Annotated in this window: 29 protein-coding genes and 1 riboswitch; of the genes, 12 read left to right on the top strand and 17 right to left on the bottom strand. The window is 72.2% G+C overall.

The window, feature by feature from the left end:
• Positions 1-2 precede the first annotated feature (2 nt).
• The 7 genes from mug to IE178_RS04655 all read right to left on the bottom strand — a co-directional run bounded on the left by mug (position 3) and on the right by IE178_RS04655 (position 6,551).
• On the bottom strand, positions 3-500 hold the full coding sequence (gene mug / locus IE178_RS04685) for a G/U mismatch-specific DNA glycosylase (protein WP_184762369.1): 498 nt from the start codon (positions 498-500) through the stop codon (positions 3-5).
• 44 nt (positions 501-544) lie between these two features.
• Positions 545-1,987, bottom strand: a complete 1,443-nt coding sequence (purB, locus tag IE178_RS04680) for an adenylosuccinate lyase (protein ID WP_193511391.1) — start codon at positions 1,985-1,987, stop codon at positions 545-547.
• Positions 1,988-2,078: 91 nt separating this feature from the next.
• A complete protein-coding gene (locus IE178_RS04675; protein WP_193511390.1) occupies positions 2,079-2,855 on the bottom strand; it encodes an SGNH/GDSL hydrolase family protein in 777 nt (258 codons plus the stop codon).
• Between the two features lie 54 nt (positions 2,856-2,909).
• The gene (locus tag IE178_RS04670; protein WP_184762244.1) at positions 2,910-3,923 is read right to left on the bottom strand and encodes a hemolysin family protein; all 1,014 of its coding nucleotides are present in this window, start codon (positions 3,921-3,923) and stop codon (positions 2,910-2,912) included.
• Positions 3,920-5,287, bottom strand: a complete 1,368-nt coding sequence (locus IE178_RS04665) for a hemolysin family protein (RefSeq protein ID WP_193511389.1) — start codon at positions 5,285-5,287, stop codon at positions 3,920-3,922. Before IE178_RS04665 ends, IE178_RS04670 begins: the two co-directional genes overlap by 4 nt.
• Positions 5,288-5,446: 159 nt before the next feature.
• A complete protein-coding gene (locus IE178_RS04660; protein WP_193511388.1) occupies positions 5,447-5,872 on the bottom strand; it encodes a GNAT family N-acetyltransferase in 426 nt (141 codons plus the stop codon).
• Between the two features lie 64 nt (positions 5,873-5,936).
• Positions 5,937-6,551 (bottom strand): TetR family transcriptional regulator, encoded by a 615-nt coding sequence (locus IE178_RS04655; RefSeq protein WP_193511387.1) that lies wholly within the window; start codon positions 6,549-6,551, stop codon positions 5,937-5,939.
• A 120-nt stretch (positions 6,552-6,671) separates the two neighbouring features.
• Between IE178_RS04655 and IE178_RS04650 the strand changes: the two genes are divergently transcribed.
• The 4 genes from IE178_RS04650 to IE178_RS04635 all read left to right on the top strand — a co-directional run bounded on the left by IE178_RS04650 (position 6,672) and on the right by IE178_RS04635 (position 9,568).
• Positions 6,672-7,016, top strand: coding sequence for a Rossmann-fold NAD(P)-binding domain-containing protein (locus tag IE178_RS04650; protein WP_193511386.1), 345 nt, complete (start codon positions 6,672-6,674; stop codon positions 7,014-7,016).
• Positions 7,017-7,104: 88 nt separating this feature from the next.
• Positions 7,105-8,586, top strand: a complete 1,482-nt coding sequence (locus IE178_RS04645; RefSeq protein WP_318279842.1) for a DHA2 family efflux MFS transporter permease subunit — start codon at positions 7,105-7,107, stop codon at positions 8,584-8,586.
• Positions 8,587-8,913: 327 nt separating this feature from the next.
• Positions 8,914-9,189 (top strand): toxin-antitoxin system HicB family antitoxin, encoded by a 276-nt coding sequence (locus tag IE178_RS04640; protein ID WP_193511385.1) that lies wholly within the window; start codon positions 8,914-8,916, stop codon positions 9,187-9,189.
• 4 nt (positions 9,190-9,193) lie between these two features.
• Positions 9,194-9,568: a fic family toxin-antitoxin system, toxin component gene (locus tag IE178_RS04635; RefSeq protein ID WP_184762239.1), complete on the top strand. Its 375-nt coding sequence runs from the start codon at positions 9,194-9,196 to the stop codon at positions 9,566-9,568.
• Here the strand turns inward: IE178_RS04635 and IE178_RS04630 are convergent, their stop codons facing one another.
• From IE178_RS04630 to bioB, 4 genes are all read right to left on the bottom strand, one after another.
• A complete protein-coding gene (locus tag IE178_RS04630; protein WP_193511384.1) occupies positions 9,569-10,270 on the bottom strand; it encodes a class I SAM-dependent methyltransferase in 702 nt (233 codons plus the stop codon).
• Positions 10,271-10,338: 68 nt separating this feature from the next.
• Positions 10,339-11,055 carry a dethiobiotin synthase gene (gene bioD / locus IE178_RS04625; RefSeq protein WP_193511383.1) on the bottom strand — a complete coding sequence of 239 codons (717 nt, stop codon included), beginning with the start codon at positions 11,053-11,055 and terminating at the stop codon, positions 10,339-10,341.
• Between the two features lies 1 nt (position 11,056).
• Positions 11,057-12,334, bottom strand: a complete 1,278-nt coding sequence (locus tag IE178_RS04620; protein WP_193511382.1) for an adenosylmethionine--8-amino-7-oxononanoate transaminase — start codon at positions 12,332-12,334, stop codon at positions 11,057-11,059.
• The gene (gene bioB, locus IE178_RS04615; protein WP_193511381.1) at positions 12,327-13,538 is read right to left on the bottom strand and encodes a biotin synthase BioB; all 1,212 of its coding nucleotides are present in this window, start codon (positions 13,536-13,538) and stop codon (positions 12,327-12,329) included. The genes IE178_RS04620 and bioB overlap by 8 nt, the downstream gene beginning before the upstream one ends.
• A 148-nt stretch (positions 13,539-13,686) precedes the next feature.
• Here bioB and IE178_RS04610 point away from each other — a divergent pair, with 148 nt between their 5' ends.
• Positions 13,687-14,814 carry an 8-amino-7-oxononanoate synthase gene (locus IE178_RS04610; RefSeq protein ID WP_193511380.1) on the top strand — a complete coding sequence of 376 codons (1,128 nt, stop codon included), beginning with the start codon at positions 13,687-13,689 and terminating at the stop codon, positions 14,812-14,814.
• A gap of 94 nt (positions 14,815-14,908) precedes the next feature.
• Here IE178_RS04610 and IE178_RS04605 read toward each other — a convergent pair whose 3' ends face one another.
• On the bottom strand, positions 14,909-15,133 hold the full coding sequence (locus IE178_RS04605; RefSeq protein ID WP_193511379.1) for a DUF397 domain-containing protein: 225 nt from the start codon (positions 15,131-15,133) through the stop codon (positions 14,909-14,911).
• A gap of 9 nt (positions 15,134-15,142) precedes the next feature.
• Entirely contained in the window at positions 15,143-16,003 is an 861-nt protein-coding gene (locus IE178_RS04600; RefSeq protein ID WP_193511378.1) for a helix-turn-helix domain-containing protein, read from the bottom strand.
• Positions 16,004-16,214: 211 nt separating this feature from the next.
• On the opposite strand from IE178_RS04600, the gene IE178_RS04595 reads away from it, so the two are divergent.
• On the top strand, positions 16,215-16,676 hold the full coding sequence (locus tag IE178_RS04595; RefSeq protein ID WP_193511377.1) for an ATP-binding protein: 462 nt from the start codon (positions 16,215-16,217) through the stop codon (positions 16,674-16,676).
• Between the two features lie 52 nt (positions 16,677-16,728).
• Here IE178_RS04595 and IE178_RS04590 read toward each other — a convergent pair whose 3' ends face one another.
• The 3 genes from IE178_RS04590 to IE178_RS04580 form a co-directional block, all read right to left on the bottom strand.
• Positions 16,729-17,202 (bottom strand): C40 family peptidase, encoded by a 474-nt coding sequence (locus tag IE178_RS04590; protein WP_184762230.1) that lies wholly within the window; start codon positions 17,200-17,202, stop codon positions 16,729-16,731.
• 4 nt (positions 17,203-17,206) lie between these two features.
• A riboswitch (cyclic di-AMP (ydaO/yuaA leader) is annotated at positions 17,207-17,398 on the bottom strand.
• Between the two features lie 332 nt (positions 17,399-17,730).
• Positions 17,731-18,039, bottom strand: a complete 309-nt coding sequence (locus tag IE178_RS04585) for a hypothetical protein (protein WP_193511376.1) — start codon at positions 18,037-18,039, stop codon at positions 17,731-17,733.
• A gap of 7 nt (positions 18,040-18,046) precedes the next feature.
• Positions 18,047-18,682, bottom strand: a complete 636-nt coding sequence (locus IE178_RS04580; RefSeq protein ID WP_193511375.1) for an ATP-dependent Clp protease proteolytic subunit — start codon at positions 18,680-18,682, stop codon at positions 18,047-18,049.
• A gap of 67 nt (positions 18,683-18,749) precedes the next feature.
• Between IE178_RS04580 and IE178_RS04575 the strand changes: the two genes are divergently transcribed.
• Positions 18,750-19,046 (top strand): type II toxin-antitoxin system Phd/YefM family antitoxin, encoded by a 297-nt coding sequence (locus tag IE178_RS04575; RefSeq protein ID WP_193511374.1) that lies wholly within the window; start codon positions 18,750-18,752, stop codon positions 19,044-19,046.
• A 116-nt stretch (positions 19,047-19,162) separates the two neighbouring features.
• On the opposite strand, the gene IE178_RS04570 is transcribed toward IE178_RS04575, so the two are convergent.
• A complete protein-coding gene (locus tag IE178_RS04570) occupies positions 19,163-20,164 on the bottom strand; it encodes an ABC transporter permease (RefSeq protein WP_184762226.1) in 1,002 nt (333 codons plus the stop codon).
• A 107-nt stretch (positions 20,165-20,271) separates the two neighbouring features.
• Between IE178_RS04570 and IE178_RS04565 the strand changes: the two genes are divergently transcribed.
• The 5 genes from IE178_RS04565 to IE178_RS04545 all read left to right on the top strand — a co-directional run bounded on the left by IE178_RS04565 (position 20,272) and on the right by IE178_RS04545 (position 24,091).
• Positions 20,272-20,901: a TetR/AcrR family transcriptional regulator gene (locus IE178_RS04565; RefSeq protein WP_193511373.1), complete on the top strand. Its 630-nt coding sequence runs from the start codon at positions 20,272-20,274 to the stop codon at positions 20,899-20,901.
• Between the two features lie 171 nt (positions 20,902-21,072).
• Positions 21,073-21,375: an urease subunit gamma gene (locus tag IE178_RS04560; protein ID WP_184762224.1), complete on the top strand. Its 303-nt coding sequence runs from the start codon at positions 21,073-21,075 to the stop codon at positions 21,373-21,375.
• A gap of 16 nt (positions 21,376-21,391) precedes the next feature.
• Positions 21,392-21,703: an urease subunit beta gene (locus tag IE178_RS04555; protein ID WP_193511372.1), complete on the top strand. Its 312-nt coding sequence runs from the start codon at positions 21,392-21,394 to the stop codon at positions 21,701-21,703.
• Positions 21,696-23,417 (top strand): urease subunit alpha, encoded by a 1,722-nt coding sequence (locus IE178_RS04550; RefSeq protein WP_193511371.1) that lies wholly within the window; start codon positions 21,696-21,698, stop codon positions 23,415-23,417. The genes IE178_RS04555 and IE178_RS04550 overlap by 8 nt, the downstream gene beginning before the upstream one ends.
• On the top strand, positions 23,417-24,091 hold the full coding sequence (locus IE178_RS04545; RefSeq protein WP_193511370.1) for an urease accessory protein UreF: 675 nt from the start codon (positions 23,417-23,419) through the stop codon (positions 24,089-24,091). Before IE178_RS04550 ends, IE178_RS04545 begins: the two co-directional genes overlap by 1 nt.
• Positions 24,092-24,210 lie beyond the last annotated feature (119 nt).

Below are 24,210 nucleotides of genomic sequence, written 5' to 3'. Positions count from 1 at the left end.
CGTCACGTGGCCGCGGCCTCCCGCAGCCGCGCGAACTCCTGAGCCAGTGTCGCCGGCGTCCAGTGCGCGTTCAGCCCGCTCGGGTTGGGCAGCACCCACACCCGTGTGTCGCCGATGGTCCGCGCCTGCGGCCCCACGCGGGCACCGCGGTCGTCGAACGCCGCCCGGTACGCGGTGACCCCCACCACGGCCAGCCACCGCGGACGCAGCCGGGTCACCTTCAGGGTGAGCAGCCGGCCGCCCTCCCGGTACTCCTCGGCGCTCAGCTCGTCGGCCCGCGCCGTCGCCCGCGCCACCACGTTGGTGATGCCGAGCCCGTACGACAGCAACTCCCGCTGCTGAGACGGCAGCAGCTGCCTCGGCGTGAATCCGGAGCGGTGCAGCGCAGGCCAGAAGCGGTTGCCGGGGCGTGCGAAGTGGTGGCCCGTCGCGGCCGTCATCAGCCCCGGGTTGATGCCGCAGAACAGCACGCTGAGGCCGTCCGCGACCACATCCGGCACCAGCCGGTCGCGGGCGGCCTCCAACTCCTCCTGGGTGAAGCGCCTCAGAGGATCGCCCCGGGGGTGTACCCGGCGGCTTCCGGGTGCTGCTTCACGATCTCGTCGACGCGGTCGACGACGGTGGCGACCTGGTCGCTCGCCGCACCGGTGAAGGACAGCTTGTCCGCCATCAGCGCCTCCAGCTCGGCCCGGTCGAGCGGCAGCCGCTCGTCGGCGGCGAGCTGGTCGAGCAGGTCGTTGCGCTCGGCGCCCTGCTCACGCATCGCCAGGGCCGTGGCGACGGCGTTCTCCTTGATCGCCTCGTGCGCGACCTCGCGGCCGACACCCGCGCGCACCGCGCCCATCAGCACCTTGGTGGTGGCGAGGAACGGCAGGTAGCGGTCCAGTTCCCGGGCGACGACCGCCGGGAAGGCGCCGAACTCGTCGAGCACCGTCAGGAACGTCTCCAGCAGACCGTCGAGAGCGAAGAACGCGTCCGGCAGCGCGACCCGGCGGACCACCGAGCAGGACACGTCGCCCTCGTTCCACTGGTCGCCCGCCAGCTCGCCGGTCATCGAGGCGTAGCCGCGCAGGATCACCATCAGGCCGTTGACGCGCTCACAGGAGCGGGTGTTCATCTTGTGCGGCATCGCGGACGAGCCGACCTGGCCCGGCTTGAAGCCCTCGGTGACCAGCTCGTGCCCGGCCATCAGCCGGATCGTCTTCGCCAGCGACGACGGCGCGGCGGCCAGCTGCACCAGAGCGGTGACGACCTCGTAGTCCAACGAGCGCGGGTAGACCTGGCCGACCGAGGTGAACGCCTCGGAGAAGCCCAGGTGCCCGGCGATCCGGCGCTCCAGGTCCGCCAGCTTGCCTGCGTCCCCGCCGAGCAGGTCCAGCATGTCCTGCGCCGTCCCCACCGGGCCCTTGATGCCGCGCAGCGGGTAGCGGCCCAGCAGCTCCTCCACCCGGCCGTACGCGACGAGCAGCTCGTCGGCGGCGGTCGCGAACCGCTTGCCGAGGGTGGTGGCCTGCGCGGCCACGTTGTGCGAGCGGCCGGCCATGACCAGCTCGCCGTACTCGCCGGCCAGCTTGCCCAGCCGCGCCAGCACGGCCACCGTGCGGTCGCGCACCAGCTCCAGGGAGAGCCGGATCTGCAGCTGCTCGACGTTCTCGGTGAGGTCGCGGGAGGTCATCCCCTTGTGCACGTGCTCGTGCCCGGCGAGGTCGTTGAACTCCTCGATCCGCGCCTTCACGTCGTGCCGGGTGACCTTCTCGCGCTCGGCGATCGAGGCCAGGTCCACCTGGTCGAGGACACGCTCGTAGTCGGCGATCGCCGCGTCCGGCACCTCGATCCCGAGGTCCTTCTGGGCCCGCAGCACGGCGAGCCAGAGCTGCCGCTCCAGCTTCACCTTCTGCTCGGGGGACCAGAGCGTGGCGAGCTCGGCGGAGGCGTAGCGTCCGGCGAGGACGTTCGGGATGCGGGGCTTGGCGGGCGCAGAAGTCACGTGTACGGATTCTACTGGCGAATCGTGCAGGCCAGCGCCACGGGGTGGTTCGGCGGAACCTACAAAGGCCCGGGCCGAGGGGCGGGCGCCGCTAACGGATGTCGTACGGCAGCAGCTCGGGGCGCTTGGGCGGCAGCCCGTCGCCCGAGGAGCGGCCGGTGAGCCGGCGGCCTATCCAGGGCAGCAGGTGCTGCCGGGCGAACCGGGCGTCGGCGACGCGCCGCGCCGCCCAGCGCGGCGGCAGCGTCGCCTCCGGGGGCAGGTGCCACTGCGGGTCCTCGGGCGGGTAGCCGAGGGTCTGCCACACCGCCTCCGCGACCCTGCGGTGCCCGTCCGCGGTCAGATGCAGCCGGTCCACGTCCCACAGCCGGGGGTCGCTGAGGGCTGGTGCCCCGTACAGGTCGACGACGAGTGCGCCGTGCCGCTCGGCGAGCTCGTCGACGCAGGCGAACAGCGCCTCCATGCGCGGCCGGAAGCGCTCCAGGACCGGTCCCTGGCGGCCGGGGCTGCGCATCAGCACCAGCTGCTTGCAGTGCGGGGCCAGCCGCTCCACGGCCTCGGTCAGCAGATCCCGGACCCGCCCCATGTCGCACTTGGGCCGCAGGGTGTCGTTGAGCCCGCCGACCAGGGTGACGACGTCGGCCCGCATGGCCGCGGCGACCTCCACCTGCTCGTCGACGATCTGCTGGATCAGCTTGCCGCGCACCGCGAGGTTGGCGTACTGGAAGCCGGGGGCGGTGGCCGCCATCCGCCCGGCGAGGAGGTCGGCCCAGCCGCGGTACGTGCCGTCCGGGAGGAGGTCCGACATGCCCTCGGTGAAGGAGTCACCGAGGGCGACAAGGCTGTTGTGGGTGGGATTCGTCTGCATGGCGACAGAGATGGTATCCCGGGGCACATACCCGCCGGTCGGTCGGGTGGGGGCTCAGGTCCGCTGCCCGAACAGCTCCTGCAGGACGTCCTCCATCGTCACCAGTCCCGCCAGCCGTCCGTCGGTCCCGAGGACCGCCGCAAGATGCGTACGGCTGCCCCGCATGGCGGTGAGGACGTCGTCCATCGGCGTGCTCTCCCGCACCCGCGCGATGGCCCGCATGTCCCGCAGCCGGAACGGCAGGTCCCGGGGTGAGGCGTCGAGGGCGTCCTTCACGTGCAGATAGCCGACGATCCGCCGCTGCTCGTCCACCACCGGGAAGCGGGAGAACCCGGACTCCGCCGACAGCCGCTCCAGCCCTTCCGGGGTGACGCCCACGCGCGCGTAGACCACGCGCTCCAGCGGCATCACCGCGTCCCGCACCGGCCGCCGGCCCAGCTCCAGGGCGTCGTGCAGCCGTTCCTGCGCGCGGTCGTCGATGAGGCCCGCCTCGCCGGAGTCCTTCACGATCTGCGCCAGCTCGGCGTCCGAGAAGGAGGCGACGACCTCGTCCCGCGTCTCGACCCGCAGCAGCTTCAGCAGGGCGTTGGCGAAGGCGTTGATCGTGAAGATCACCGGGCGCAGGGCCCGGGACAGCGCCACCAGCGGCGGACCCAGCATCAGCGCGCTGCGCACCGGCTCGGCGAGCGCGATGTTCTTCGGCACCATCTCGCCGAGCAGCATGTGCAGATACGTCGCGAGCACCAGCGCGATCACGAAGGACACCGCATGCCCCGCGCCCTCCGGGACACCGACCGCGTGGAACACCGGCTCCAGCAGGTGCTCGATGGCCGGCTCGGCGACGACACCGAGGATCAGCGTGCACAGTGTGATGCCCAGCTGCGCGGCCGCCATCAGCGCGGACACGTGCTCCAGCCCCCACAGCACGCTCTTGGCGCGCCGGTCGCCCCGGTCGACGTACGGCTCGATCTGGCTGCGGCGGACCGAGATCAGGGCGAACTCGGCGCCGACGAAGAAGGCGTTGACGACCAGCGTCGCCAGACCGATCAGCAGCTGTACGGCGGTCATCGCCGCGCCCCCTTGTCGTCCGTGGTTCCGCCCGTGCTCTGTTCCGTCGGATGATGGTCGGCGAGGGGCGCCTGCAGCAGGACGCGTGCCGCGCGGCGGCCGGTGGCGTCCTGGACCTCCAGCCGCCAGCCGACGACCTCGAAGGTGTCGCCGACGGCCGGGATCCGGCCCAGCTCGGCCGCCACGAGCCCGGCGAGGGTCTCGTACGGCCCCTCCGGGGCGCGCAGGCCGACCCGGGCGAGCTGGTCCACGCGCGCCGCGCCGTCGGCCGAGAACAGAGCGCGGCCCTCCTCGTCGACGCCGGCCCGGGCCAGGTCGGGGGTCTCGTGCGGGTCGTGTTCGTCGCGGACCTCGCCGACGACCTCCTCGACGATGTCCTCCAGTGTGGCCACACCCGCGGTGCCGCCGTACTCGTCGATGACCACGGCCATGGTGCGCCGCCCGGAGAGCCGGTCCAGCAGCCGGTCGACGGTGAGTGATTCGGGGACCAGCAGCGGTTCGCGCATCAGCTCCGACACCGGGACCCGGGCGCGGCGCTCGGCGGGCAGCGCCAGTACGTCCTTGACGTGCGCCGTGCCGACGACCGCGTCGAGGGTGTCGCGGTAGACGGGGAACCGGGACAGCCCCGTCGCCCGGGTCACGTTCGCCACGTCCTCGCAGGTCGCATGGACCTCCAGGGCGACGACCTGGACGCGGGGCGTCATCACGTTCTCCGCGGTGAGGTCGGCGAGGTTCAGCGTGCGGACGAACAGCTCGGCGGTGTCCGCCTCCAGGGCGCCCTCCCTGGCGGAGTGCCGGGCGAGCGCCGCGAGCTCCTGGCGCCCGCGCGCGGACGCCAGTTCCTCGGCGGGTTCCACGCCGATGCGGCGCACTATGCGGTTGGCCGTGTTGTTCAGGTGGGTGATGAAGGGGCGGAAGGCCGCACTGAACCAGCGCTGCGCGTTGCCCACCCGCCTGGCGACGGCGAGCGGTGAGGAGATCGCCCAGTTCTTCGGCACCAGCTCGCCGACCACCATCAGGAACACGGTCGACAGGCCCGTGCCGATCACCAGTGCCACCGAGTGCGCCGCCGATGCGGAGACGCCGACGTCCTCCAGCGGGCCGGCGATCAGCGCGGCGATCGACGGCTCGGCGAGCATGCCGACCACCAGGTTGGTGACGGTGATGCCGAGCTGCGCGCCGGAGAGCTGGAAGGTCAGATTCCGTACGGCCTCGAGCGCGCCCGCGGCGCCCCTCTCGCCGCGCTCGACGGCCCGCTCCAGCTCGCCCCGCTCGACCGTGGTGAGGGAGAACTCGGCCGCGACGAAGGCGCCACAGGCGAGCGAGAGCAGGATCGCCGCCAGGAGGAGGAGCACTTCGGTCATCGGGTCACCTCCGTCCCATGGTCGGACAGGACGGGGGCGGATGCGCGATGTCGCGGACTGGGGGGCTCGCCCATGGGCGGACGCACACAACCTTTCATGGAGGACCGAGTGGCCATCCAAGGGTAAAGGATCGGCAAAGAAGTGTGATCGGGCTGTGGATCACCCCGTGAGGGGCTTCACCCAGCGCCGCCAGTGGTCCTCGCGACGGTAGCCAGTCGCGGCCCACGTGCGGTGGGCCCGTTCGTTGACTTCCAGGACCATGGCGTCGACGCGCCGCCCGCCCAGGGCGGCGAAGCGTTGCTCCGCGGCTTCCAGCAGGGCGGTGGCGAGGCCTTGCCGGCGGTGGTCGGGGTGCACGGCGAGCCGGTAGGCGGAGCATCGCCATCCGTCGAAGCCGGCTATGACGGTTCCGGCGAGGAGGCCGTCGCGCTCTGCGAGGAGAAGGGCTTCGGGGTCTCGTGTGAGGAGTCGGGCCACTCCGTCGTGGTCGTCGCTGATGCTCGTTCCTTCCGCGGCATCGCGCCAGAAGCGCAGCACGGTGTCGATGTCCGAGGGGGTGGCGTGGCGGATGCGGAGATCGTTCATGGGGTGAGCCAAGCAGAGCGCTCGTGTCTCCGGCGAACGGGTTCTCCGAGCACCTCACCGTGTCTTACGGTGCCGCAGGTCCGTCCGGTGGTGCCGCCACGGGAGCCGGGGTGCCCAGCAGTACGGCGGCCACCCGCTCGAAGTAGGGCGAGATGTCGTCGACGCAGGCTTCGGAGAGCGCGGGGGTCCGGGCCAGGGAGCGCGCGACCGTGATGCCCAGCAACCACGCGGTGAGGAGCTCCGCGCGCAGTTCGCGGTCCGGCAGGTCGACCAGTTGCTCGAGGGCGTGCACATAGTCGTGGGACAGCTGTGCGTTGAGCTGTTCGCGGCACTCCGGCCGGCCTGAGGACAGAAGGAGGGCGGCGAGGGGGTGGCCGCCCGCGGAACCGGGCGCGGCCTGCCGCATGGCCGCGTGCAGCAGGCGGGTCGGCACGTCCTCCGCGCCACCGTCGGACGGGGCTTCGTGCTCGTCGTCCACCGTCTGCGCCGCCCGCTCGAACAGCCGCTCCTTGGAGCCGAAGTAACGGAAGATCAGCGCGGGGTCGACCCCCGCGTCGCGGGCGATGTCCCTGACGCTGGTGGCGTCATAACCGCCGAGGGTGAACCGAGCCCGGGCCGCGGCCAGCAGCGCGGCCTCGGTGGCCGCTCGGTCACGCGTGCGCCGGGGGGCCTGGGACATGGGCGTCTCCTCCGAGTCATCGGTCGTTGACATGGTAGTCGGCGGATGCGTAGTTTGGTCCAAGTCATCAATCGATGACTTGACTCCGGACTGCTGCGCCACCGCGCGAGGAGACCTCTCATGAAGACGTTCGCGATGTCCGGCGGCAACGACGGGATCGGCAGGGGTCTGGCTCGCACGCGTCCGGAGCGGGGTGACGCGGTCGTGGTGCTCGGCCGCAGCGCGGACAAGGGGCAGCGCTTCCAGGCGGAGGCAGGGGAGCGCGGAGCCCGCGAGCGCGCCCATGTCATCGCCGCGGATTGGCGCCTGGTCAGCGAGAACAGGCGGGTCGTCGGCGCCCCGCCCGCCGAACCTTGGAGTGCCTTCGTCGAGGGGCGTCGGATCCCAGTGGATGACCGGCACCTGTTGGACCAGGACGCCGCCACGCGCCTCGACGAGGTCACCGGACAACCGCCGGCTCGCTGACCGAGCCAGGTGCCGGACGCGGCCCACCTCGACGGGATCACCGGACCGACCGCCGTAACCAATGGTGCTGATGTACATCGGAGGAGTTGTGACGCGATTACGAGCCGACCGCCTGGAACCCGCCCTCGTCCGGCTGATCGCCGTGGTCCTGCTGGGCGGGATGCTGGGCATCCTCAACAGCACCATGGTGTCCGTCGCCCTCGATCCCCTGAGTGAGGAGTTCGACGCCTCCCTCGGTGCCATCGGATGGGCCTCCACCGGCTTTCTGCTGGCGGTCACGGCCCTCATTCCCTTCACCTCGTGGGCGGTTGACCGGTTCGGCAGCAAGCGGATGTGGCTCGGCGGCCTCACGCTTTTCCTGGCCGGATCACTGGCCTGCGCGTTCGCCTGGAACGTGGGCAGTCTGATCGCGTTCCGGGTCGTCCAGGGGCTGGGGGCGGGCATTCTCGACCCGTTGGTCCTGGTACTGCTGGCACGTGCCGCGGGTCCCGCGAGGGCGGGCCGGGTCATGGGGCTGATGGGCGTCGTTCTCTCGCTCGGCCCTGTGCTCGGCCCGATCGCGGGCGGGGCCGTTCTCGAAGGTCTCTCCTGGCGCTGGATGTTCTGGCTCAGCGTGCCCATCGGCGTCATCGCGTCGCTGCTCGCGGTGAAGATCGTCCCCGCCGATCCGCCGCGCGGCTCGGAACCCCCGTACAACCGCCTCGACGTCATCGGTCTCGCCCTGCTCGGACCGGGCTTCGCCGTGCTGGTGCTCGCGCTGACCCAAGGCGCGGAGCGTGGCGCGTTCGCCGACCGGCTGGTCCTCGCTCCGCTGGTTCTCGGGGCGGCCATGTCGGCCGCGTACGCCGTTCACGCCCGGCGTGTCCGGAGCACCCCGCCGCTGATCGACCTGCGCCTGTTCAAAAGCGGCGGCTTCACGGCGAGCGTGTCCGTGATGACGCTGAACGGCCTGGCCACGTTCGCCGGTCTCTTCGCCCTTCCCCTGTACTACCAGCAGGCGCACGGCCACGGAACACTCGCGGCAGGCCTGCTGGTGGCGCCCATCGGTCTCGGCGCCGCCCTCGCCATGCCGCTGGCCGGAAGCCTCAGCGACAGGATCGGCAGCCGGAGCCTGGTACAGGGGGGTGCCGTCGCCGCCGTTCTGGGAGGTCTGTGGCTCACCCAGGTCTCCGCCACCACCTCCGAGGTGTGGTCGTCCGTCGCCGCGCTGATCATGGGGGCGGGCATGGGCTTCGTCGGCGCGCCGACCATGGGCTCGTTGTACCGGACGCTGCCCCCGCCCCTGGTGCCGCAGGGCAGCTCCGTGCTCTACATGCTGAACCAACTCGGCGCGGCCGTCGGTATCGCCCTCGTCACGGTCATCATGAAGACACTGGGCGAGCAGAACGTTCTGGACGGCATCCACGGCGTCTACTGGTTCACCATCGGCACGCTTGTCGTTCTGCTGATCGCCACGGTGTTCCTGCCGGGGCGCGCCGAGGGCCGGGGCGCGACCGCCACGGACTCGGGCGAGGAGCCGGCGGCAGCGGTACCCGAGCAGACGGCAGCCGACGCCCACGGGGCGCGCTGACCGCCGATGCCGGGTCCGCGGGGCGCCGCCGGTCCCGCCACAGGCGGCGTCCTCCGCCGGAGAAACGGGTTAGGCATGGCGCGGGCCCACCGCGCCGCTGATCGTCACCGCGGCCGGAGCGCTCGGGCCCGCGGGCGCGGTCATCGGGCGCGGCACCCGCACCGGAAGGACGGGCGATGCACGGCACTGAACAGCACGTGGATACGAACGGTCTCCACCGCACCGGGTCGCCACCCCAGGCCTGTCCCCGAGGACGGTGCGAGAGGCATCTCTTTGCCCGGTCGGCCGCACTTGCCGTTGCTAGCACCCCGGCGCTAGCTTCGAGGTATGGCGAAGACCCAGCTGAACGTGCGCGTGGACGAGGGCACGGCCCGCGCGGCCCGCGAGCGCGCCCTGGCCCGCGGGATGAGCGTCAACCGCTACATCGAGGAACTGGTCCGGCAGGACACCGGGGAGGCGGGCCGCGCGTTCGTCGAGGCCGCCGCCGACTTCATGAAGCAGTACGAGAGCGTCTTCGCCGGGGAGTTCGACGCAGGCGCCCCCGCCCGGGCGAGGCCGGGAGTCGGCGAGGACCGCGAGGGCACACACGAAGGCGGCCGCTGAACCGTTGGACAACCTGCGCATCGACCTCGCGTGGCTGCTCATGCTCGCCGAGCAGCAGACCCCGGGGGACCCCCAGGTCACCGACTGGGGCGCCCTCGTCGCCGCCGTCGCACGCCACCGGGCCGAGATCTTCGACGTCCCCGTCTACGACACTCCGCACGCCCGCGCCGCCGCGCTCCTGCAACTGCTGATCCACGTTCCCGCGCTGGAGCGCTCCAACGCCCTGTTCGCCTCCGCCGTCGCGTACGCCTATCTCGTCGCCAGCGGTCTGAAGGTCGTCACCTCGCCCGAGCGGGTGCGCGATCTGGCCCGGCTGGTCAAGAGCGGCGAGGCGACCGTCGACGACATCGCGGCCGAGCTGCGCCGCTGGAGCGAGTGATCAGCTCCCGGCGCCCGCCGCGTCGCTCACCGGTCGCCACGCGGTGCCGATGACGCAGTACGACGTGGGCAGCGCCGGCCCCTTCTCCGGCATCAGCATCCGCCGATAGGGCCCGAGTGCGAACCCCGCCTCGCGGAGCGCGCCGACCGGGTCCCGCGCCACATGGCAGCCACCGGCCAGCGGCGGCCACACCGTCCGGTCCAGCGCCCGCTGGGTGAGGTTCATGACCCTGCCGCCGCCCCGGCCGTGCTCGAAGAACCGCACCTCGCCGCCCGGCCGCAGCACCCGCCTGAGCTCCGCGAGCGCCCGCGGCGCGTCCCGCACACTGCACAGCACCAGCGAGAGCACCGCCGCGTCGAACGCCTCGCTCTTGACCGGCAGCGCCTCCGCCACACCCGGCGCCACGTCCACCGGCACCTGGGCGCGCAGGGCGGCCTCCACGGCCAGCGTGCGCAGCGCCCGCTCCGGTTCGATGGCGACGATCTCGGAGACGGTGCCCGGGTAGTGCGCGAAGTTCAGGCCGTTGCCCGCGCCGATCTCGATCACCCGCCCGGACAGCCCGCCGAGCAGTCTGTGCCGCACCTTCGCCATCCCCGCGCGGGTCTCGGCGGCGACGCTGACCCGGGCGTAGTAGCGGGCGAACAGCGGGTGGTGCACGGGATCCCGCGCCACCTTCGCGGAGCGGTCGGACCGTAGCTGCATGGGGACCTCCCCCAGGACGGGACTACGGCGATTCTCCCCCGAACGGGCCGCCCGTACCCCCGCTGTCGTCAGGGAGCCTCGCGCACCCGGAACGCCTCCGCGTCCCAGGTTCCGCCCAGCCGGGGCGCCAGCCAGTGCGGTGCCGAGGCCCGGAAGTCCGCGGCGCCCAGGGAGCCCGCCCCGGCCGGCACGGCGCCCAGCAGCGGGGCCCCGGTCACGTCCGGCAGGTCCAGCAGATTGCACCGCGCCGCCAGGTCGGGCTCGGCGGGCCAGCTGCCGATCACCACACCCGCCGGGTCGAGCCCCCGCCCGCGCAGTTCGCGGACCGTCAGCTCCGTGGTGTTCAGGGTGCCGAGCCCCGCCTGCGCCACCACCAGCACGGGCGCGGACAGCAGCTCCGCCGCGTCCGCCAGCGTGCCGCCGGCCGCGTCGAAGCGCACCAGCAGCCCGCCCGCGCCCTCCACCAGCACCAGATCGTGCTCGGTGGCCAGTTTGGCGGCCCGCTCCGCGACCTGGTGCGGACGCACGGGCGCCCGGCCGGCCCGACGGGACGCCGTGGCCGGCGCCAAGGGGTCCGGATAACGGGCGAGTTCGGCCGTCGTCACCGCACCGGCCAGCCGCGCGACCTCCTCGGCGTCCCCGGGCTCGTCCGGCCGTACGCCCGTCTGCGCCGCCTTGAGCACGGCCACCGACCGGCCGGCCGCCAGCGCCGCCGCGGCGACCGCGGCCGTCACCACCGTCTTGCCGACCTCGGTGCCCGTGCCCGTGATCACCATCACCGGCATGTCATCCCTCCTTCGCCGCCGCGCACACCGCGCGAGCGATGCGCGCCACGTCGGCGTCTTCCGTGACGTACGGCGGCATGGTGTACACGAGATCGCGGAACGGCCGCAGCCACACGCCCTCACGCGCCGCTGCCCCGGTGGCCGCCCCCATGTCCACCGCGTGATCGAGCTGTACGACACCGATGGCGCCCAGCACCCGCACGTCCCGGACCCCTGGCAGCCGCGCCGCCGGCGCCAGCCCTTCCCGCAAGCCCGCCTCGATCCGCTTGACCTCCGCCGGCCAGTCCTGCCCGAGCAGCAGCTCGATGGAGGCGCAGGCCACGGCCGCGGCCAGCGGATTGCCCATGAACGTCGGACCGTGCGCCAGTACCGGCACCTCACCGCGCGAGATGCCTCTCGCCACCCGCGCGGTGCACAGCGTCGCCGCCATGGTCAGATATCCGCCGGTGAGCGCCTTGCCCACACACATCACATCCGGCGTCACCGCCGCGTGCTCCGCCGCGAACAACGCGCCGGTGCGCCCGAAACCGGTGGCGATCTCGTCGAACACCAGCAGTACGCCGTGCGCGTCACACGCCTCGCGCAGCACCCGCAGATACGCGGGGGAGTGGAACCGCATCCCGCCCGCGCCCTGCACCACCGGCTCCACGATCACCGCGGCGAGCTCACCGGCGTGCCGCCCGATGAGCTCCCGCAGGTGGTCGGCGTACGACTCCTCGTACCGCTCGGGCGGGGCATCGGCGAACACCTGACGTGGCAGCACCCCGGACCACAGCTCGTGCATGCCCCCTTCGGGGTCGCACACCGACATCGGCTGCCAGGTGTCGCCGTGGTAGCCACCCCGCCAGGTCAGCAGCCGCCGCTTCTCCGGCCGGCCCAGCGAACGCCAGTACTGCAGGCACATCTTCACCGCGACCTCGACCGACACCGACCCGGAGTCGGCCAGGAACACATGCTCCAGACCGTCCGGCGAGATGTCGACGAGGAGCTTCGCCAGCCGGACGGCGGGCTCGTGCGTGAGCCCGCCGAACATCACGTGGCTCATCCGCGCGAGCTGCTCCCGGGCCGCCTCGTTGAGCACCGGATGGTTGTAGCCGTGGATCGCCGACCACCAGGACGACATCCCGTCGATCAGTTCGGAGGCGTCGGCGAGCCGGAGCCGCACACCGCTCGCCGACTCCACGACGAGCGGTTCCTGACGGCCCGGCATGGGCCCGTAGGGATGCCAGACGTGCCGCCGGTCGAGCTTCAGCAGCTCGGCGACGGAGAGCTCAGGCATTGGGGGCGAGATCCGTTCCGGCCCCCCGGCGGCGCACGGCGACCAGGTCGGTACGCGGTCCGTCGGCCTGTCGTACGGTCTCGTCGACCGCACCGGCACCCGCCTCCGCGTCCGTGTCGGCAGACGCGGAACCGCACACCCCGCCGCCGTCGTGCGAGCCGCACACCGTGCCGCCCTCGTGCGCGCCGCATCCCCCGCCCACCCGGTGCTCGGGCAGCGTCACCCGGTCGGTGCCCTCCACCTCGAAGCCGGCGTCCGCGATCATCTCCAAATCCGCCTTGCCCGCCTGGCCCTCGCTGGTGAGGTAGTCGCCGAGGAAGACCGAGTTGGCCAGGTGCAGCGCGAGCGGCTGCATGGTGCGCAGATGCACCTCGCGGCCGCCGGCGATCCGCACCTCGACGTCCGGGCAGACGAACCGCACCATCGCCAGGATCCTGAGGCACCGCTGGGGGGTCAGGTTCCACTCCTTGGCGAGCGGCGTGCCCTCGAACGGGATCAGGAAGTTGACCGGCACCGAGTCCGGATCCAGCTCGCGCAGCGAGAAGACCACGTCGACCAGGTCCTCGTCGCTCTCGCCCATCCCCGCGATCAGACCCGAGCAGGCGGACAGCCCGGCCGCGTGCGCCTTCTGCACGGTGTCCACCCGATCGGCGTACGTGTGCGTGGTCGTGATGTCCCCGTACGTCGACTCGGACGTGTTGAGGTTGTGGTTGTAGGCGTCCGCGCCCGCCTCGCGCAGCCGCTCCGCCTGGCCCTCGGAGAGCAGTCCGAGACAGGCGCACACCTCGACTCCCTCGTTCTGCTCCTTGATGGCCTTGATGGTGTCGGAGACCCGGTCCACGTCACGGTCGGTCGGGCCCCGTCCGCTGGCCACCAGGCACACCCGCTTGGCACCGCCCGCGAGCCCGGCGGCGGCCGCCTGCGACGCCTGGTCCGGCTTGAGCCAGGTGTACTTCAGGATGTCGGCCCTGGAACCGAGCCGCTGGGAACAGTAGGAGCAGTCCTCCGGGCACAGACCGGACTTGAGGTTGACGAGATAGTTGAGTTTCACCCGTCGGCCGAACCAGTGCCGACGCACCTTCCCGGCCGCGGCCACCACATCGAGCAGGTCGTCGTCGGACGTCGCGAGGACGGCCAGCGCTTCCCCACGGGTCGGCGTCTCGCGCCGAAGCCCCTTGTCCACCAGCGTGTTCAGCAGGTCCATGAGAGCCGATCCTGTCCTACCCGACCCGCCGGGGCCAAGGAGAGTTCGTACAACGGAGGCGCTTCGAGGTGTGGGTATTGCCACACAGTGGTCCGCCCGGGCTCCCGCTAATGTCTGTGCACTGCCTACAAAATCCCCCGGAGGAGTCATGGCGTTCGGCTGGATCGACGAGCAGGCGGAACTGCGCCGCCGGGCCGGCCTCGTGCGCACCCTGCGCCCCCGGGCAGCCGACACACCGCTCCTCGATCTGGCGAGCAACGACTACCTGGGCCTGGCCCGGCATCCGGAGGTCACCGAGGGCGCGGCCCGTGCCGCGCGGACCTGGGGAGGCGGCTCGACGGGCTCCCGGCTCGTCACCGGCACCACCGAACTCCACGCCGAGCTGGAACGCGAGCTGGCCGGCTTCTGCGGCTTCGAGGCGGCCCTGGTCTTCTCCTCCGGCTACGCGGCCAACCTCGCCGCCGTCACGGCACTGGCCCCGCACGGCTCGCTGATCGTCTCCGACGCGGGCAACCACGCCTCGCTGATCGACGGCTGCCGGCTGGCCCGCGGTACGACCCAGGTCGCCGCGCACGCCGATCCCGACGCCGTGCGCAAGGCGCTGGGCGCGCACGACGGACCCGCCGTCGCGGTGTCCGACACGGTCTTCTCGGTGGACGGCGACGCCGCTCCGCTCGCGGCGCTGGCCGAGGCGTGCCGGGAGCACGGTGCGGGGCTGCTGCTCGACGACGCGCACGGCCTGGGCGTGCTCGGCGACGGCGGACGCGGGGCCCCGCACCGGGCGGGCCTCGCGGGCGCCGACGACGTCGTCGTGACGGTGACGCTGTCCAAGTCGCTGGGTGGCCAGGGCGGAGCGGTGCTCGGCCCGGCCCGGGTGATCGGGCACCTGGTCAACGCGGCACGGACGTTCATCTTCGACACCGGACTCGCCCCCGCGGCGGCGGGCGCGGCCCTGGCGGCTCTCCGGTTGCTGCGCCGCGAACCCGGGCGTGCGGCGCGGGCGGGCGCGGTGGCGCGCGAACTGCACACCCGGCTGACGGCCGCGGGTCTGGAAGCGGTACGTCCGGACGCCGCGGTCGTCTCCGTGCGCGCCCCTTCCCCGGAGCGGGCCGTGCGATGGGCGGCCGACTGCCGGGCGGCCGGCCTGTCCGTGGGCTGTTTCCGTCCTCCTTCCGTGCCCGACGGCATCTCACGGCTCAGACTGACCGCCCGCGCGGACCTGTCCGGGGCGGAGATCGAACGCGCTGTACGGGTGATCGGCGAGACGCGGCCTTGAGTCGGTGGGGCACGGCCGTGCGTCGCTCGATGACGGGTCGGGTCGGGTCGGTGGGGTCGGGCCGGTGGGTCGGGTCGGTGGAGGTGAGGGCGGGTCAGCGGACCGCGGTCACGAACTCCCCCCAGCTCCCGGGGGAGAAGAGCAGCGCGGGCCCGGCCGGGTCCTTGGAGTCGCGCACGGCGAGCAGTCCGGCCAGGTCGCCGGTGGCCGGCCGGGCCGTCTCCACGCAGTTGTTCGCCCCCGTGCTGTAGCTGCTGCGCAGCCACCGCGCACCGTGCAGGGCGAGGCTGGAAGGGATGGTCCGAGGCGGTGCGGGCATCGTGCCTCCTTACGCGCCGGCTGCTGTACCGGCGATGAAATCCAACGAGTCCTCTGGCGAAAGGGCGTGGATCGAAAGCGCGTCGAAGGCCTCCGAGTAGGCCCTGAGGTCTTCTTTCCGCTCCAGATAGAGGCTACTCGTCAAGTGGTCGAGAACTACCACGTCCAGATCAGAAGTGCGCGAAAATGAAAAGATTACGAAAGGACCGGTGACGCCGATGTGTGCCCCCGCGGAGAACGGCAGTACCTGCAACCGCACTTGGGGGAGCCGGGCCGCCTCGACCAGCCGGTTCAGCTGCCGGGTCATCACACCGGGTCCGCCGACCTCCCGGCGCAGCACCGCCTCGTCCAGGACCGCCCTCAACTCCAGTGGCGGCTGTGCCCGCAGTACGTCCTGCCGGGCCAGTCGCACCTCCACCAGGGCGTCCAGCCGCTCCTCCGACGCGCCCTCCAGGGCCGCCTCGGTCACCGCCCGCGCGTACTCCGGGGTCTGCAGCAGCCCGGGGATCACCGTGGTCTCCAGGGTGCGCATCGCGCTCGCCTGCGACTCCAGGCTGATGAAGTCCCGGTAGGTCGGCGGAAGGACACCGCGGTAGGCGTGCCACCAGTGATGTCGGCCGGCGCCGTCGCCGGTGCCCGACAGCGCCATCAGCAAGTCACGCAGCTGCGGGTCGCCGACGCCGTAGACGTCGAGCAGTAACCGCACATCGGCCGGTTTCACCCCGCTCGTGCCCGTCTCGATGCGGCTCACCTTCGACTGGTGCCAGCCGGCCAGCCGGGCCGCCTCACCACTGGTGAGTCCCGCCGAGGTACGCAGCGCGCGGAGCTCCGCGCCCAGTTTCCGGCGGCGCACCGCGGGACCGTGCTGCATGGGCTCTCCTTACTCCTTCCGAGCCGCCCACATACGGTCTCCCGTCGCAGAGTTCACCGCTTTGAGCGACAGATATATGCATATCCTGGTGGATCGCCGCCCTACGCCGTGCGGTAATGGCAGTCTGGCGACGAAGCACCAGTGCGGGACCGTACTCGAAGCAACCGCTCCGTGTCGGACTGCGGTCCCGTGGGAAAGGGACGACGTCGCCATGGCAGACCATCTGGAAGCATCCATCACTCTGCCGAGCGATCCCGCCTCGGTCGCGGCCGCCCGCGCCCATGTGGTGGCCACGCTGGTGGAATGGGGGATGCCGGGGGACGCGGACCTGTCCGACACCGTCCGGCTGATCGTCTCCGAGCTCGCCACCAACGCGGTGCAGCACACGTTAGGGCAGTCACCCACGTTCACGGTGGACGTCGCTCTCGTCCGCGACGAGCGGGTGCACATCGGTGTCACGGACAGTCACCCCCGGTTGCCCAAGCGGCTGCCCGCCGCGGTCCAGCAGGACAACGGCCGCGGGCTGGTCATCATCCGCTGGCTGACCGTGGAACGCGGCGGCAGGCTCCGCGTCCGCCCCACGCGTGCGGGCGGCAAGACCGTCTCGGTCGAGCTCCCGTGGGCCGTCCAGGCCGCCGAAGCGGTCACGGCGGCGGGACGTCAGGAGCCGTAGGGTCCGTGTCCACCGGGCGCGGCGGCGCGGCGGGGCGCCGCCGTCCCGTGGGTCACCGCACCCGGCCGTACCAGACGCTGCGGGTCCAGATCTTCTGCAGGCGCACCACGTCCCCGGTCTTCGGGGCGTGCCAGATCTTGCCCTGACCCGCGTAGATACCGACGTGGTAGACGTAGCTGCCCGAATGGAAGAACACCAGGTCTCCCGCCCGGCGGTCGCCGGCGGAGATGTGGCGCGTCTTGTTGTACTGCGCGGCGGCGGTGCGAGGCAGCTTCTTGCCCGCCTTCTTGAACGAGTACAGCGTCAGGCCCGAGCAGTCGAACCTGTGCGGTCCGACGGCACCCCACTGGTACGGCGAGCCCTTCTTGGCGGCGGCGATGCGCAGGGCCTTGCCGGCCGGGCTCGCGGCCGCCGCCTCCGAGGCGACGCCGGGGACCGCGATGGAGCCGCCCACGGCGGCCAGGGTGAGGGCCGAGGCCGTGCCGGCCCGGGCCATGAGAGACGGGACACGATTGAGCGCAGTCATGCGCAACCCTTCGTCAGCCGCCTGTGAAGGATGACCTGTCGGATTCGGGCTGGCGAAGTTGCCCGGCCGCACGAGTGCGGCTTCACCCCAAGGACGGCTCGGAACTGACGTTCCGGCGGCCCGTCGTGCCTGGGTCCTCCACTCCTGCCGATCCACTCCTGTCGACCGGTCATCCGGGCGGCGGCAGGACTCGGCGTCCACCCGGATCGCCCCGCCGGGGCGGCGGGGTCTTGTCGTCAGTCCTGGATCTTGGCCCATGAAGGGATCGAAATCCCAACGGAACGTGGGGTTTGTGTTGTTACTCACCAATCACCCGTTCGGGTGGACACCTCCCCGTTCGGGTCGCCGTCCAGGGTGCGGGGAGCCACGGACCAGCGATGGCCTGCCCGATTCCGCCTTCGGGTAGGCGCGTTGCGCAACTTGGACGGCTCGAAAACAGCTGGTTCGTCTACGCCGGATGGGGGTACGCCGTTTGGTCCGTTTCAACTCCGGCCCGGGCGCACCCCGTCGTCGGGAGCGTGGCGGGCGTCAACTGCCCGGGGCCGGCGGCAGCGTGACCCGGGCCGTGCGCCGTTCGCCGTCCAGCACCCGCAGGGCCCGGGCCAGGGTGACGGAGTGCATGTCGCTCTCGCCGCGCCGGTGCATCAGGGTGAGCGCGTCGCGCAGTGCGACGGCCTTGCCGACCAGGGCCTGCGCCGCGCGCAGCCCACGGTAGGTGTCACCGCCGAGGGCGGGATTGACCCTGCCGAGCAGGTCGACGACCTCGAGGTAACGGTCGATCAACTCGGCCTCCGCACGGGTCAGCGCGGGCAGCGGGGGCAGTTCGGGTGGCAGCATCCGCGGCTCACTTCACGCCGGAGGCGGGGTCCGCGCTCCTGTGGTGGGGCACGATCCGGTCCGCCAGGCCGTAGTCCACCGCGGCCTGGGCGTCGAGGACCTTGTCCCGCTCGATGTCCGCCCGGACCTGCTCCGTGGTGCGGCCCGTGTGCCGGACGAGCATCTCCTCCATCCGGGACCGGATACGGGTCAACTCCTCGGCCTGGATCGCCAGATCGCTGGTCTGTCCCTCGACCGGCTCCAGGAGGGCGGGCTGACGCAGCACCAGACGCGAGCCGGGCAGGAGGAACCGCTTGCCGGGAGTGCCGGCGGCGAGCAGCAGCGCGGCGGCGCCCTCCGCCCGGCCCAGGCAGATCGTCTCCACGTCGCACGTGACGTAGCGCAGCGTGTCGTAGATCGCCGACATGGCGTGGAAGGAGCCGCCGGGGGAGTTGACGTAGAGCGAGATGTCCCGGTCGGGGGAGTGGTGCTCCAGGTACATGAACTGGGCCATCACATCGTTGGCGGAGGTCTCGTCGATCCGGGTCCCGAGGATGACGATCCGCTCCTCGAGCAGTTTCGAGTACGGATCCATCGTCCGGAGCCCGGATGCCGTGCGTTCGGTGAACTCGGGCAGGACGTGGCGGGCGGACGGTCGGGTCATGGGGGCCCTCCTGTCTGGTTGTCTCTGTAAAAAATGTACAGGACGTACGTGACGTTATGATGGGCTCATGGCCTACGAGATTCCGGTGACTCAAGCCAGGGCTGAGCTCGCCGACCTGATCAACCGCGTGGTGTACGGCGGTGAGCGCGTCGTCGTGACCCGCCACGGGAAGCCCCTCGTCGCCCTTGTGTCCGCCGATGACCTGCGGCGACTCGAAGAACTCCAGGAGTCCGCGGAGCCCCGGGAGGCCGCGCGGGAGCAGGTGATCAGCACGGTGGCCGGTGTGCGCGAGGTGGCGTCCGCTTCCCGCGAACAGCAGCGCTTCGGCATCGCCGCGGAGCACCGGGGGACGGCCACCTCGTAGGCGCCGCCGACAGGTCCGTGCACCCCGTCCGCCGGGGCGGGGCGCGCGGTCGTTTCTGTTTCTGTGCGGCCGGAGAACTTCCGTGCGGCCGGAGAACGGCCCTTGTGCGGGAGCGGTCAGCCGACGGGGGCCAGGCCCCGTTCGGAGGTGGGTTCCGCGTCCCTCGTGCGCTCCTTCAGCGCGCCGGCGAGGAGCACGGCGCCCAGGCCCAGCGCCGCCCACCAGGTCAGCGTCAGGACGGGGCCCGCGGCTGCCGCGCCGTCGAAGAAGGACACCGAGCGCAGCAGTGACACGCCCGCGCCCGGCGGGAGCCACTGGCCGATCGCCCCGGCCGGCTCGGGCAGCATCTCCGGTGCCGAGGACGCCCCCGAGAACGGGTTGCCCAGCAGCATGATCACGAGAGTGCCGAGCGCGATACCGGCCTGCCCGAGCAGGCCCGCGAGTCCGGCGACCGCCGCGCCCATGGCCAGCGCGGCCAGGGCGAACGTACCGGCCACCGCCCACCAGTTCCCCGGCACGGCCTCCAGCCAGCTGTGCGTCAGCGCCGCGGCCACCACGCCCACCAGGGCGGCGGAGCCGACCAGCGCGGCAACCGCGCGGGTACCGCGCAGCCCCAGCAGCGTCACCGCCACGCCGGCCCCGATCCCGGCCAGGGCCAGCGGCAGCACGCTCGTGTTCAGGACCGCGCCGCGCGGATCCCGTGCGGCGGCCGGTACGACGTCCACGGTCGTGACCGGGGTGCCGGAGGCGGCCGTCCGGTGCGCCACCGCCTGCTGGAGCAGCTCGGTCACGACCGGGCTCGCGGCGGACGCGGTGAGCAGCCTCACGCCCTGCCCGGTGACGGCGATCGCGCCGTAGACCTCGCGCTTCTCGACGGCATCGCGGGCGGCGGCCTCGTCGGCGTAGTGGTGGAGCGCGAAGGCGCCCTCCTGGCGCTCGAGCCGCTGCTCCACCGGTGCGGTCGCGGCGGCGGGGCCGGCCACGCCGAGCGGCAGGTCGCGGGGTGCCGTACGGGCCGCGGGCCAGGCGAAGGCCCAGAGTGCCAGCGCCACCAGGGCGGGGACCAGCACCGTCACGGCGGCGATGCGGCGGCGCGGCGACAGGGACGAGGAGGACATGAGGGCTCCCGCGGTAAAAAGAAGGATCGTTCGTTTTACGTCCACACCCACCGTCCCGCTCCGGTCCGGCCTTGTCAAGAAGGAACGTTCGTTTTAAGTTTCGGCCCATGGCTCGCGTATCCCAGGAACACCTCGACGCCCGCCGCCGCCAGATCCTCGACGGTGCCGCGCTCTGCTTCGCCCGCAACGGCTTCCACGCCACCTCGATGCAGGACGTGCTCAAGGAGGTGAACCTCTCCGCGGGTGCCGTCTACCGGTACTTCAGCGGGAAGGACGAGCTGATCGCCGCGATCGTCACGGAAGTTCTCGACACGGTGCGCGGGATCTACGAGCGGGCCGCGCTGGAGAGCCCGCCGCCCACCCCGGACGTGCTCATCCCGCGCACCCTGACCCGGATGCGGGAGCTGCGGCCGGCGACCCTGGACGACGGTGCATGGATGTTCCCGCGGCTGATGGTCCAGGTGTGGACCGAGACCACCCGCAACCCGGAGCTGGCGGCCGTGCTGCGCGAGGGGTACCAGGAGGTCCGTGCGGGCTGGGGGAGGATCGTCGAGGGCTACAAGGAGGCCGGCCTGATGCCCGCGGACGCCGACGCGGACGCCTTGGCACGGACGATGATCGCGGTCGTACAGGGTTTCGCGGCCCAGATCGCCCTCTTCGGCGGGATCTCCGAGGAAACGGTGGGCGGCGGACTGCGGGCGCTGATGACGGTGCCCCTGGCCGAACAGGACGCCTGAACCGCGCGGCCGGGCCCGAAGAGGAAGTCCACCGCTTTCCGCCCGCCACGGTTAACGTCCCCGAAACGCCGCCCCACTAGCCTGCCCACCCACGCCATCAGGGACGTCACCCCGTGGCCCCGGCAACCGGATCCCGCACGGTCCGGAGCGAGAACGGTGAGGTGGGACGCTGTGCGACTGACCCCGCACGAACAGGAGAGGCTGTTGATCCATGTGGCGGCCGACGTGGCGGACAAGCGCCGTGCCCGCGGGCTGAGGCTGAACCACCCCGAGGCGGTCGCCCTGATCACCTCGCACATCCTCGAGGGCGCCCGGGACGGCCGTACCGTCGCCGAACTCATGGCGTCGGGGCGCCGATTGCTCACCCGCGAGGACGTCATGGAAGGCGTCCCCGAGATGATCCACGACGTCCAGGTGGAGGCGACCTTCCCGGACGGCACGAAGCTCGTCACCGTCCACGACCCGATCGTCTGACCGGAAGGCGGCCGCCGTGATTCCCGGAGAGATCCTGTTCGCCGACGACCCGATTGCCTACAACGAGGGCCACGAGGTCACCCGGCTGACCGTCCTCAACACCGCCGACCGGCCCGTCCAGGTCGGCTCCCACTACCACTTCGCCGAGGCCAACCCCGGCCTGGAGTTCGACCGCGAGGCCGCCCGCGGCAAGCGGCTGAACGTCGCCGCCGGCACCGCCGTGCGCTTCGAGCCCGGGATCCCCGTCGAGGTCGGGCTCGTCCGGGTCGCCGGGGCCCGTGTCGTGCCGGGCCTGCGTGGGGAGACCGGGGGTGCGCTCGATGCCTGAGATCTCCCGCGCCGCCTATGCCGACCTGTTCGGGCCGACGACCGGCGACCGCGTCCGGCTCGCCGACACCGACCTGCTGATCGAGATCGAGGAGGACCGCTCCGGCGGTCCCGGACGCGCCGGTGACGAGGCCGTGTTCGGCGGCGGCAAGGTCATCCGCGAGTCCATGGGCCAGGCCCTCGCCACCCGCGCCGACGGCACCCCGGACACGGTCGTCACGGGGGCTGTGATCGTCGACCACTGGGGCGTGGTCAAGGCCGACGTCGGCATCCGGGACGGCAGGATCACCGGCATCGGCAAGGCCGGCAACCCCGACACCATGGACGGCGTCCACCCGGACCTGGTCATCGGCCCCGAGACCGAGATCATCGCCGGCAACGGGCGGATCCTGACCGCCGGAGCCATCGACGCCCACGTCCACTTCATCTGCCCGCAGATCGCCGACGAGGCGCTCGCCTCCGGCATCACCACCCTGGTCGGCGGCGGCACCGGACCCGCCGAGGGCTCCAAGGCCACCACCGTCACCCCCGGGCCCTGGCATCTGGCGCGGATGCTGGAGGCGATGGAGGCGTACCCGCTCAACATCGGACTGCTCGGCAAGGGCAACACCGTCTCCCAGGAGGCGATGCTCTCGCAGATCAGGGGCGGCGCGGTCGGGCTGAAACTGCACGAGGACTGGGGATCCACCCCGGCCGTCATCGACGCCGCGCTGACCGTGGCCGAGCGGACCGGCATCCAGGTCGCCATCCACACCGACACCCTCAACGAGGCCGGGTTCGTGGGCGACACGCTCGCCGCGATCGCCGGGCGCGGCATCCACGCGTACCACACCGAGGGCGCCGGCGGCGGGCACGCCCCCGACATCATGACCGTGGTCGGTGAGCCGCACGTCCTGCCCAGCTCCACCAACCCGACCCGGCCGTTCACTGTCAACACCGTCGAGGAGCACCTCGACATGCTGATGGTCTGTCACCACCTGAACCCGGCCGTGCCGGAGGACCTGGCCTTCGCCGAGTCCCGGATCCGGCCGACCACCATCGGGGCCGAGGACGTGCTGCACGACCTGGGCGCCATCTCGATCATCTCCTCCGACTCCCAGGCCATGGGACGGGTCGGCGAGGTGATCATGAGGACCTGGCAGACGGCCCATGTGATGAAGCGCCGCCGCGGCGCCCTCCCGGGGGACGGACGCGCCGACAACCACCGGGTACGTCGCTATGTCGCCAAGTACACGATCAATCCGGCGCTCGCCCAGGGCATGGCCCGCGAGATCGGCTCCGTGGAGAGCGGCAAACTGGCCGATCTCGTGCTGTGGGACCCGGCGTTCTTCGGGGTCAAGCCCCAACTCGTCATCAAGGGCGGGCAGATCGCCTACGCGCAGATGGGCGACGCCAACGCCTCCATCCCGACCCCGCAACCGGTCCTCCCGCGTCCGATGTACGGGGCGATCGGGCGGGCGCCCGCCGCCAACTCGGTCACCTTCGTGGCGGAACCGGCGATCGCGGCCGGCCTGCCGGACCGGCTGGGGCTGGGCAAGCGGTTCGTGACCATCGACTCCACGCGCGGGGTGACCAAGGCGGACATGCGTGAGAACGACGCCCGTCCGGCCGTGCGCGTCGATCCCGACAGCTTCGCCGTGCACATCGACGGGGAGCCGGTCGAGGCGACTCCGGCCACCGAACTGCCGCTGGCCCAGCGGTACTTCCTCTTCTGATGTCCAGGGGAGCGCTTCTCCTGCTGGCCGACGGCCGGTTCCCCGCCGGAGGGCACGCGCACTCCGGCGGGGCCGAGGCGGCCGTCGGGGCCGGGCGGGTCACCGGCGCCGCGAGCCTGGAGGACTTCTGCCGGGGGCGGCTGCACACGACGGGACTGGTGTCGGCGGCGCTCGCCGCGTCCGCCGTACTGGGCACCGACCCGGCGGCCCTGGACGCGGCCGCCGACGCCCGCACCCCCTCGCCCGCGCTGCGCACGGCCGCGCGCAAGCTGGGCCGGCAGCTGATGCGGGCGGCTCGCGCGACCTGGCCCTCGGAGGAACTCGACGACCTCGCCCGGCGGTTCCCCAGGGGAGCGCACCAGCCGGTGGTCCTCGGACTCACCGCGCGGGCCGCCGGGCTGGGGCCCGCCGACGCGGCGCACTGCGCGGCGTACGAGAGCGTGAGCGGTCCGGCGACGGCGACGGTGCGGTTGCTGAGTCTCGATCCCTTCGACGCGACGGCGGTGCTGGCGCGGCTGGCGCCTGAGCTGGACAGGGTGGTGGAGCAGGCGGTGGAGGCGGCGCGGAGGGTCGTCGACGAGGGGGTCGACGCCCTGCCCGCGGCGTCCGCGCCGTCGCTGGAGATCTCCGCTGAGGCGCATGCGGGGTGGTCGGTGCGGCTGTTCGCGTCGTAGGCGGGTGTGCCGCCCCCGCCGCCCGTTCCCATTCCCCGCCCCGGGGGTCTGCCCCCGGACCCCCGTGCCGGCCTGACGGCCTGGTCGTCGAGCGCCGGACGGGCTGATTACCTGGAGTC

The sequence above is a fragment of the Streptomyces griseoloalbus genome (assembly GCA_014650015.1).
Classification (GTDB): Bacteria; Actinomycetota; Actinomycetes; order Streptomycetales; family Streptomycetaceae; genus Streptomyces; species Streptomyces griseoloalbus.
This window is presented reverse-complemented; position numbering and strand designations above follow the sequence as displayed.

What these genes read in the sequence shown, in the direction of transcription:
- IE178_RS04675 (WP_193511390.1), bottom strand. Translation starts at nt 2,855, where the DNA reads ATGCAGACGAATCCCACCCACAACAGCCTTGTCGCCCTCGGTGACTCC.
- IE178_RS04670 (WP_184762244.1), bottom strand. Translation starts at nt 3,923, where the DNA reads ATGACCGCCGTACAGCTGCTGATCGGTCTGGCGACGCTGGTCGTCAAC.
- IE178_RS04665 (WP_193511389.1), bottom strand. Translation starts at nt 5,287, where the DNA reads ATGACCGAAGTGCTCCTCCTCCTGGCGGCGATCCTGCTCTCGCTCGCC.
- IE178_RS04660 (WP_193511388.1), bottom strand. Translation starts at nt 5,872, where the DNA reads ATGAACGATCTCCGCATCCGCCACGCCACCCCCTCGGACATCGACACC.
- IE178_RS04655 (WP_193511387.1), bottom strand. Translation starts at nt 6,551, where the DNA reads ATGTCCCAGGCCCCCCGGCGCACGCGTGACCGAGCGGCCACCGAGGCC.
- IE178_RS04650 (WP_193511386.1), top strand. Translation starts at nt 6,672, where the DNA reads ATGAAGACGTTCGCGATGTCCGGCGGCAACGACGGGATCGGCAGGGGT.
- IE178_RS04640 (WP_193511385.1), top strand. Translation starts at nt 8,914, where the DNA reads ATGGCGAAGACCCAGCTGAACGTGCGCGTGGACGAGGGCACGGCCCGC.
- IE178_RS04630 (WP_193511384.1), bottom strand. Translation starts at nt 10,270, where the DNA reads ATGCAGCTACGGTCCGACCGCTCCGCGAAGGTGGCGCGGGATCCCGTG.
- bioD (WP_193511383.1), bottom strand. Translation starts at nt 11,055, where the DNA reads ATGCCGGTGATGGTGATCACGGGCACGGGCACCGAGGTCGGCAAGACG.
- IE178_RS04620 (WP_193511382.1), bottom strand. Translation starts at nt 12,334, where the DNA reads ATGCCTGAGCTCTCCGTCGCCGAGCTGCTGAAGCTCGACCGGCGGCAC.
- bioB (WP_193511381.1), bottom strand. Translation starts at nt 13,538, where the DNA reads ATGGACCTGCTGAACACGCTGGTGGACAAGGGGCTTCGGCGCGAGACG.
- IE178_RS04610 (WP_193511380.1), top strand. Translation starts at nt 13,687, where the DNA reads ATGGCGTTCGGCTGGATCGACGAGCAGGCGGAACTGCGCCGCCGGGCC.
- IE178_RS04605 (WP_193511379.1), bottom strand. Translation starts at nt 15,133, where the DNA reads ATGCCCGCACCGCCTCGGACCATCCCTTCCAGCCTCGCCCTGCACGGT.
- IE178_RS04600 (WP_193511378.1), bottom strand. Translation starts at nt 16,003, where the DNA reads ATGCAGCACGGTCCCGCGGTGCGCCGCCGGAAACTGGGCGCGGAGCTC.
- IE178_RS04595 (WP_193511377.1), top strand. Translation starts at nt 16,215, where the DNA reads ATGGCAGACCATCTGGAAGCATCCATCACTCTGCCGAGCGATCCCGCC.
- IE178_RS04590 (WP_184762230.1), bottom strand. Translation starts at nt 17,202, where the DNA reads ATGACTGCGCTCAATCGTGTCCCGTCTCTCATGGCCCGGGCCGGCACG.
- IE178_RS04585 (WP_193511376.1), bottom strand. Translation starts at nt 18,039, where the DNA reads ATGCTGCCACCCGAACTGCCCCCGCTGCCCGCGCTGACCCGTGCGGAG.
- IE178_RS04580 (WP_193511375.1), bottom strand. Translation starts at nt 18,682, where the DNA reads ATGACCCGACCGTCCGCCCGCCACGTCCTGCCCGAGTTCACCGAACGC.
- IE178_RS04575 (WP_193511374.1), top strand. Translation starts at nt 18,750, where the DNA reads ATGGCCTACGAGATTCCGGTGACTCAAGCCAGGGCTGAGCTCGCCGAC.
- IE178_RS04570 (WP_184762226.1), bottom strand. Translation starts at nt 20,164, where the DNA reads ATGTCCTCCTCGTCCCTGTCGCCGCGCCGCCGCATCGCCGCCGTGACG.
- IE178_RS04565 (WP_193511373.1), top strand. Translation starts at nt 20,272, where the DNA reads ATGGCTCGCGTATCCCAGGAACACCTCGACGCCCGCCGCCGCCAGATC.
- IE178_RS04550 (WP_193511371.1), top strand. Translation starts at nt 21,696, where the DNA reads ATGCCTGAGATCTCCCGCGCCGCCTATGCCGACCTGTTCGGGCCGACG.
- IE178_RS04545 (WP_193511370.1), top strand. Translation starts at nt 23,417, where the DNA reads ATGTCCAGGGGAGCGCTTCTCCTGCTGGCCGACGGCCGGTTCCCCGCC.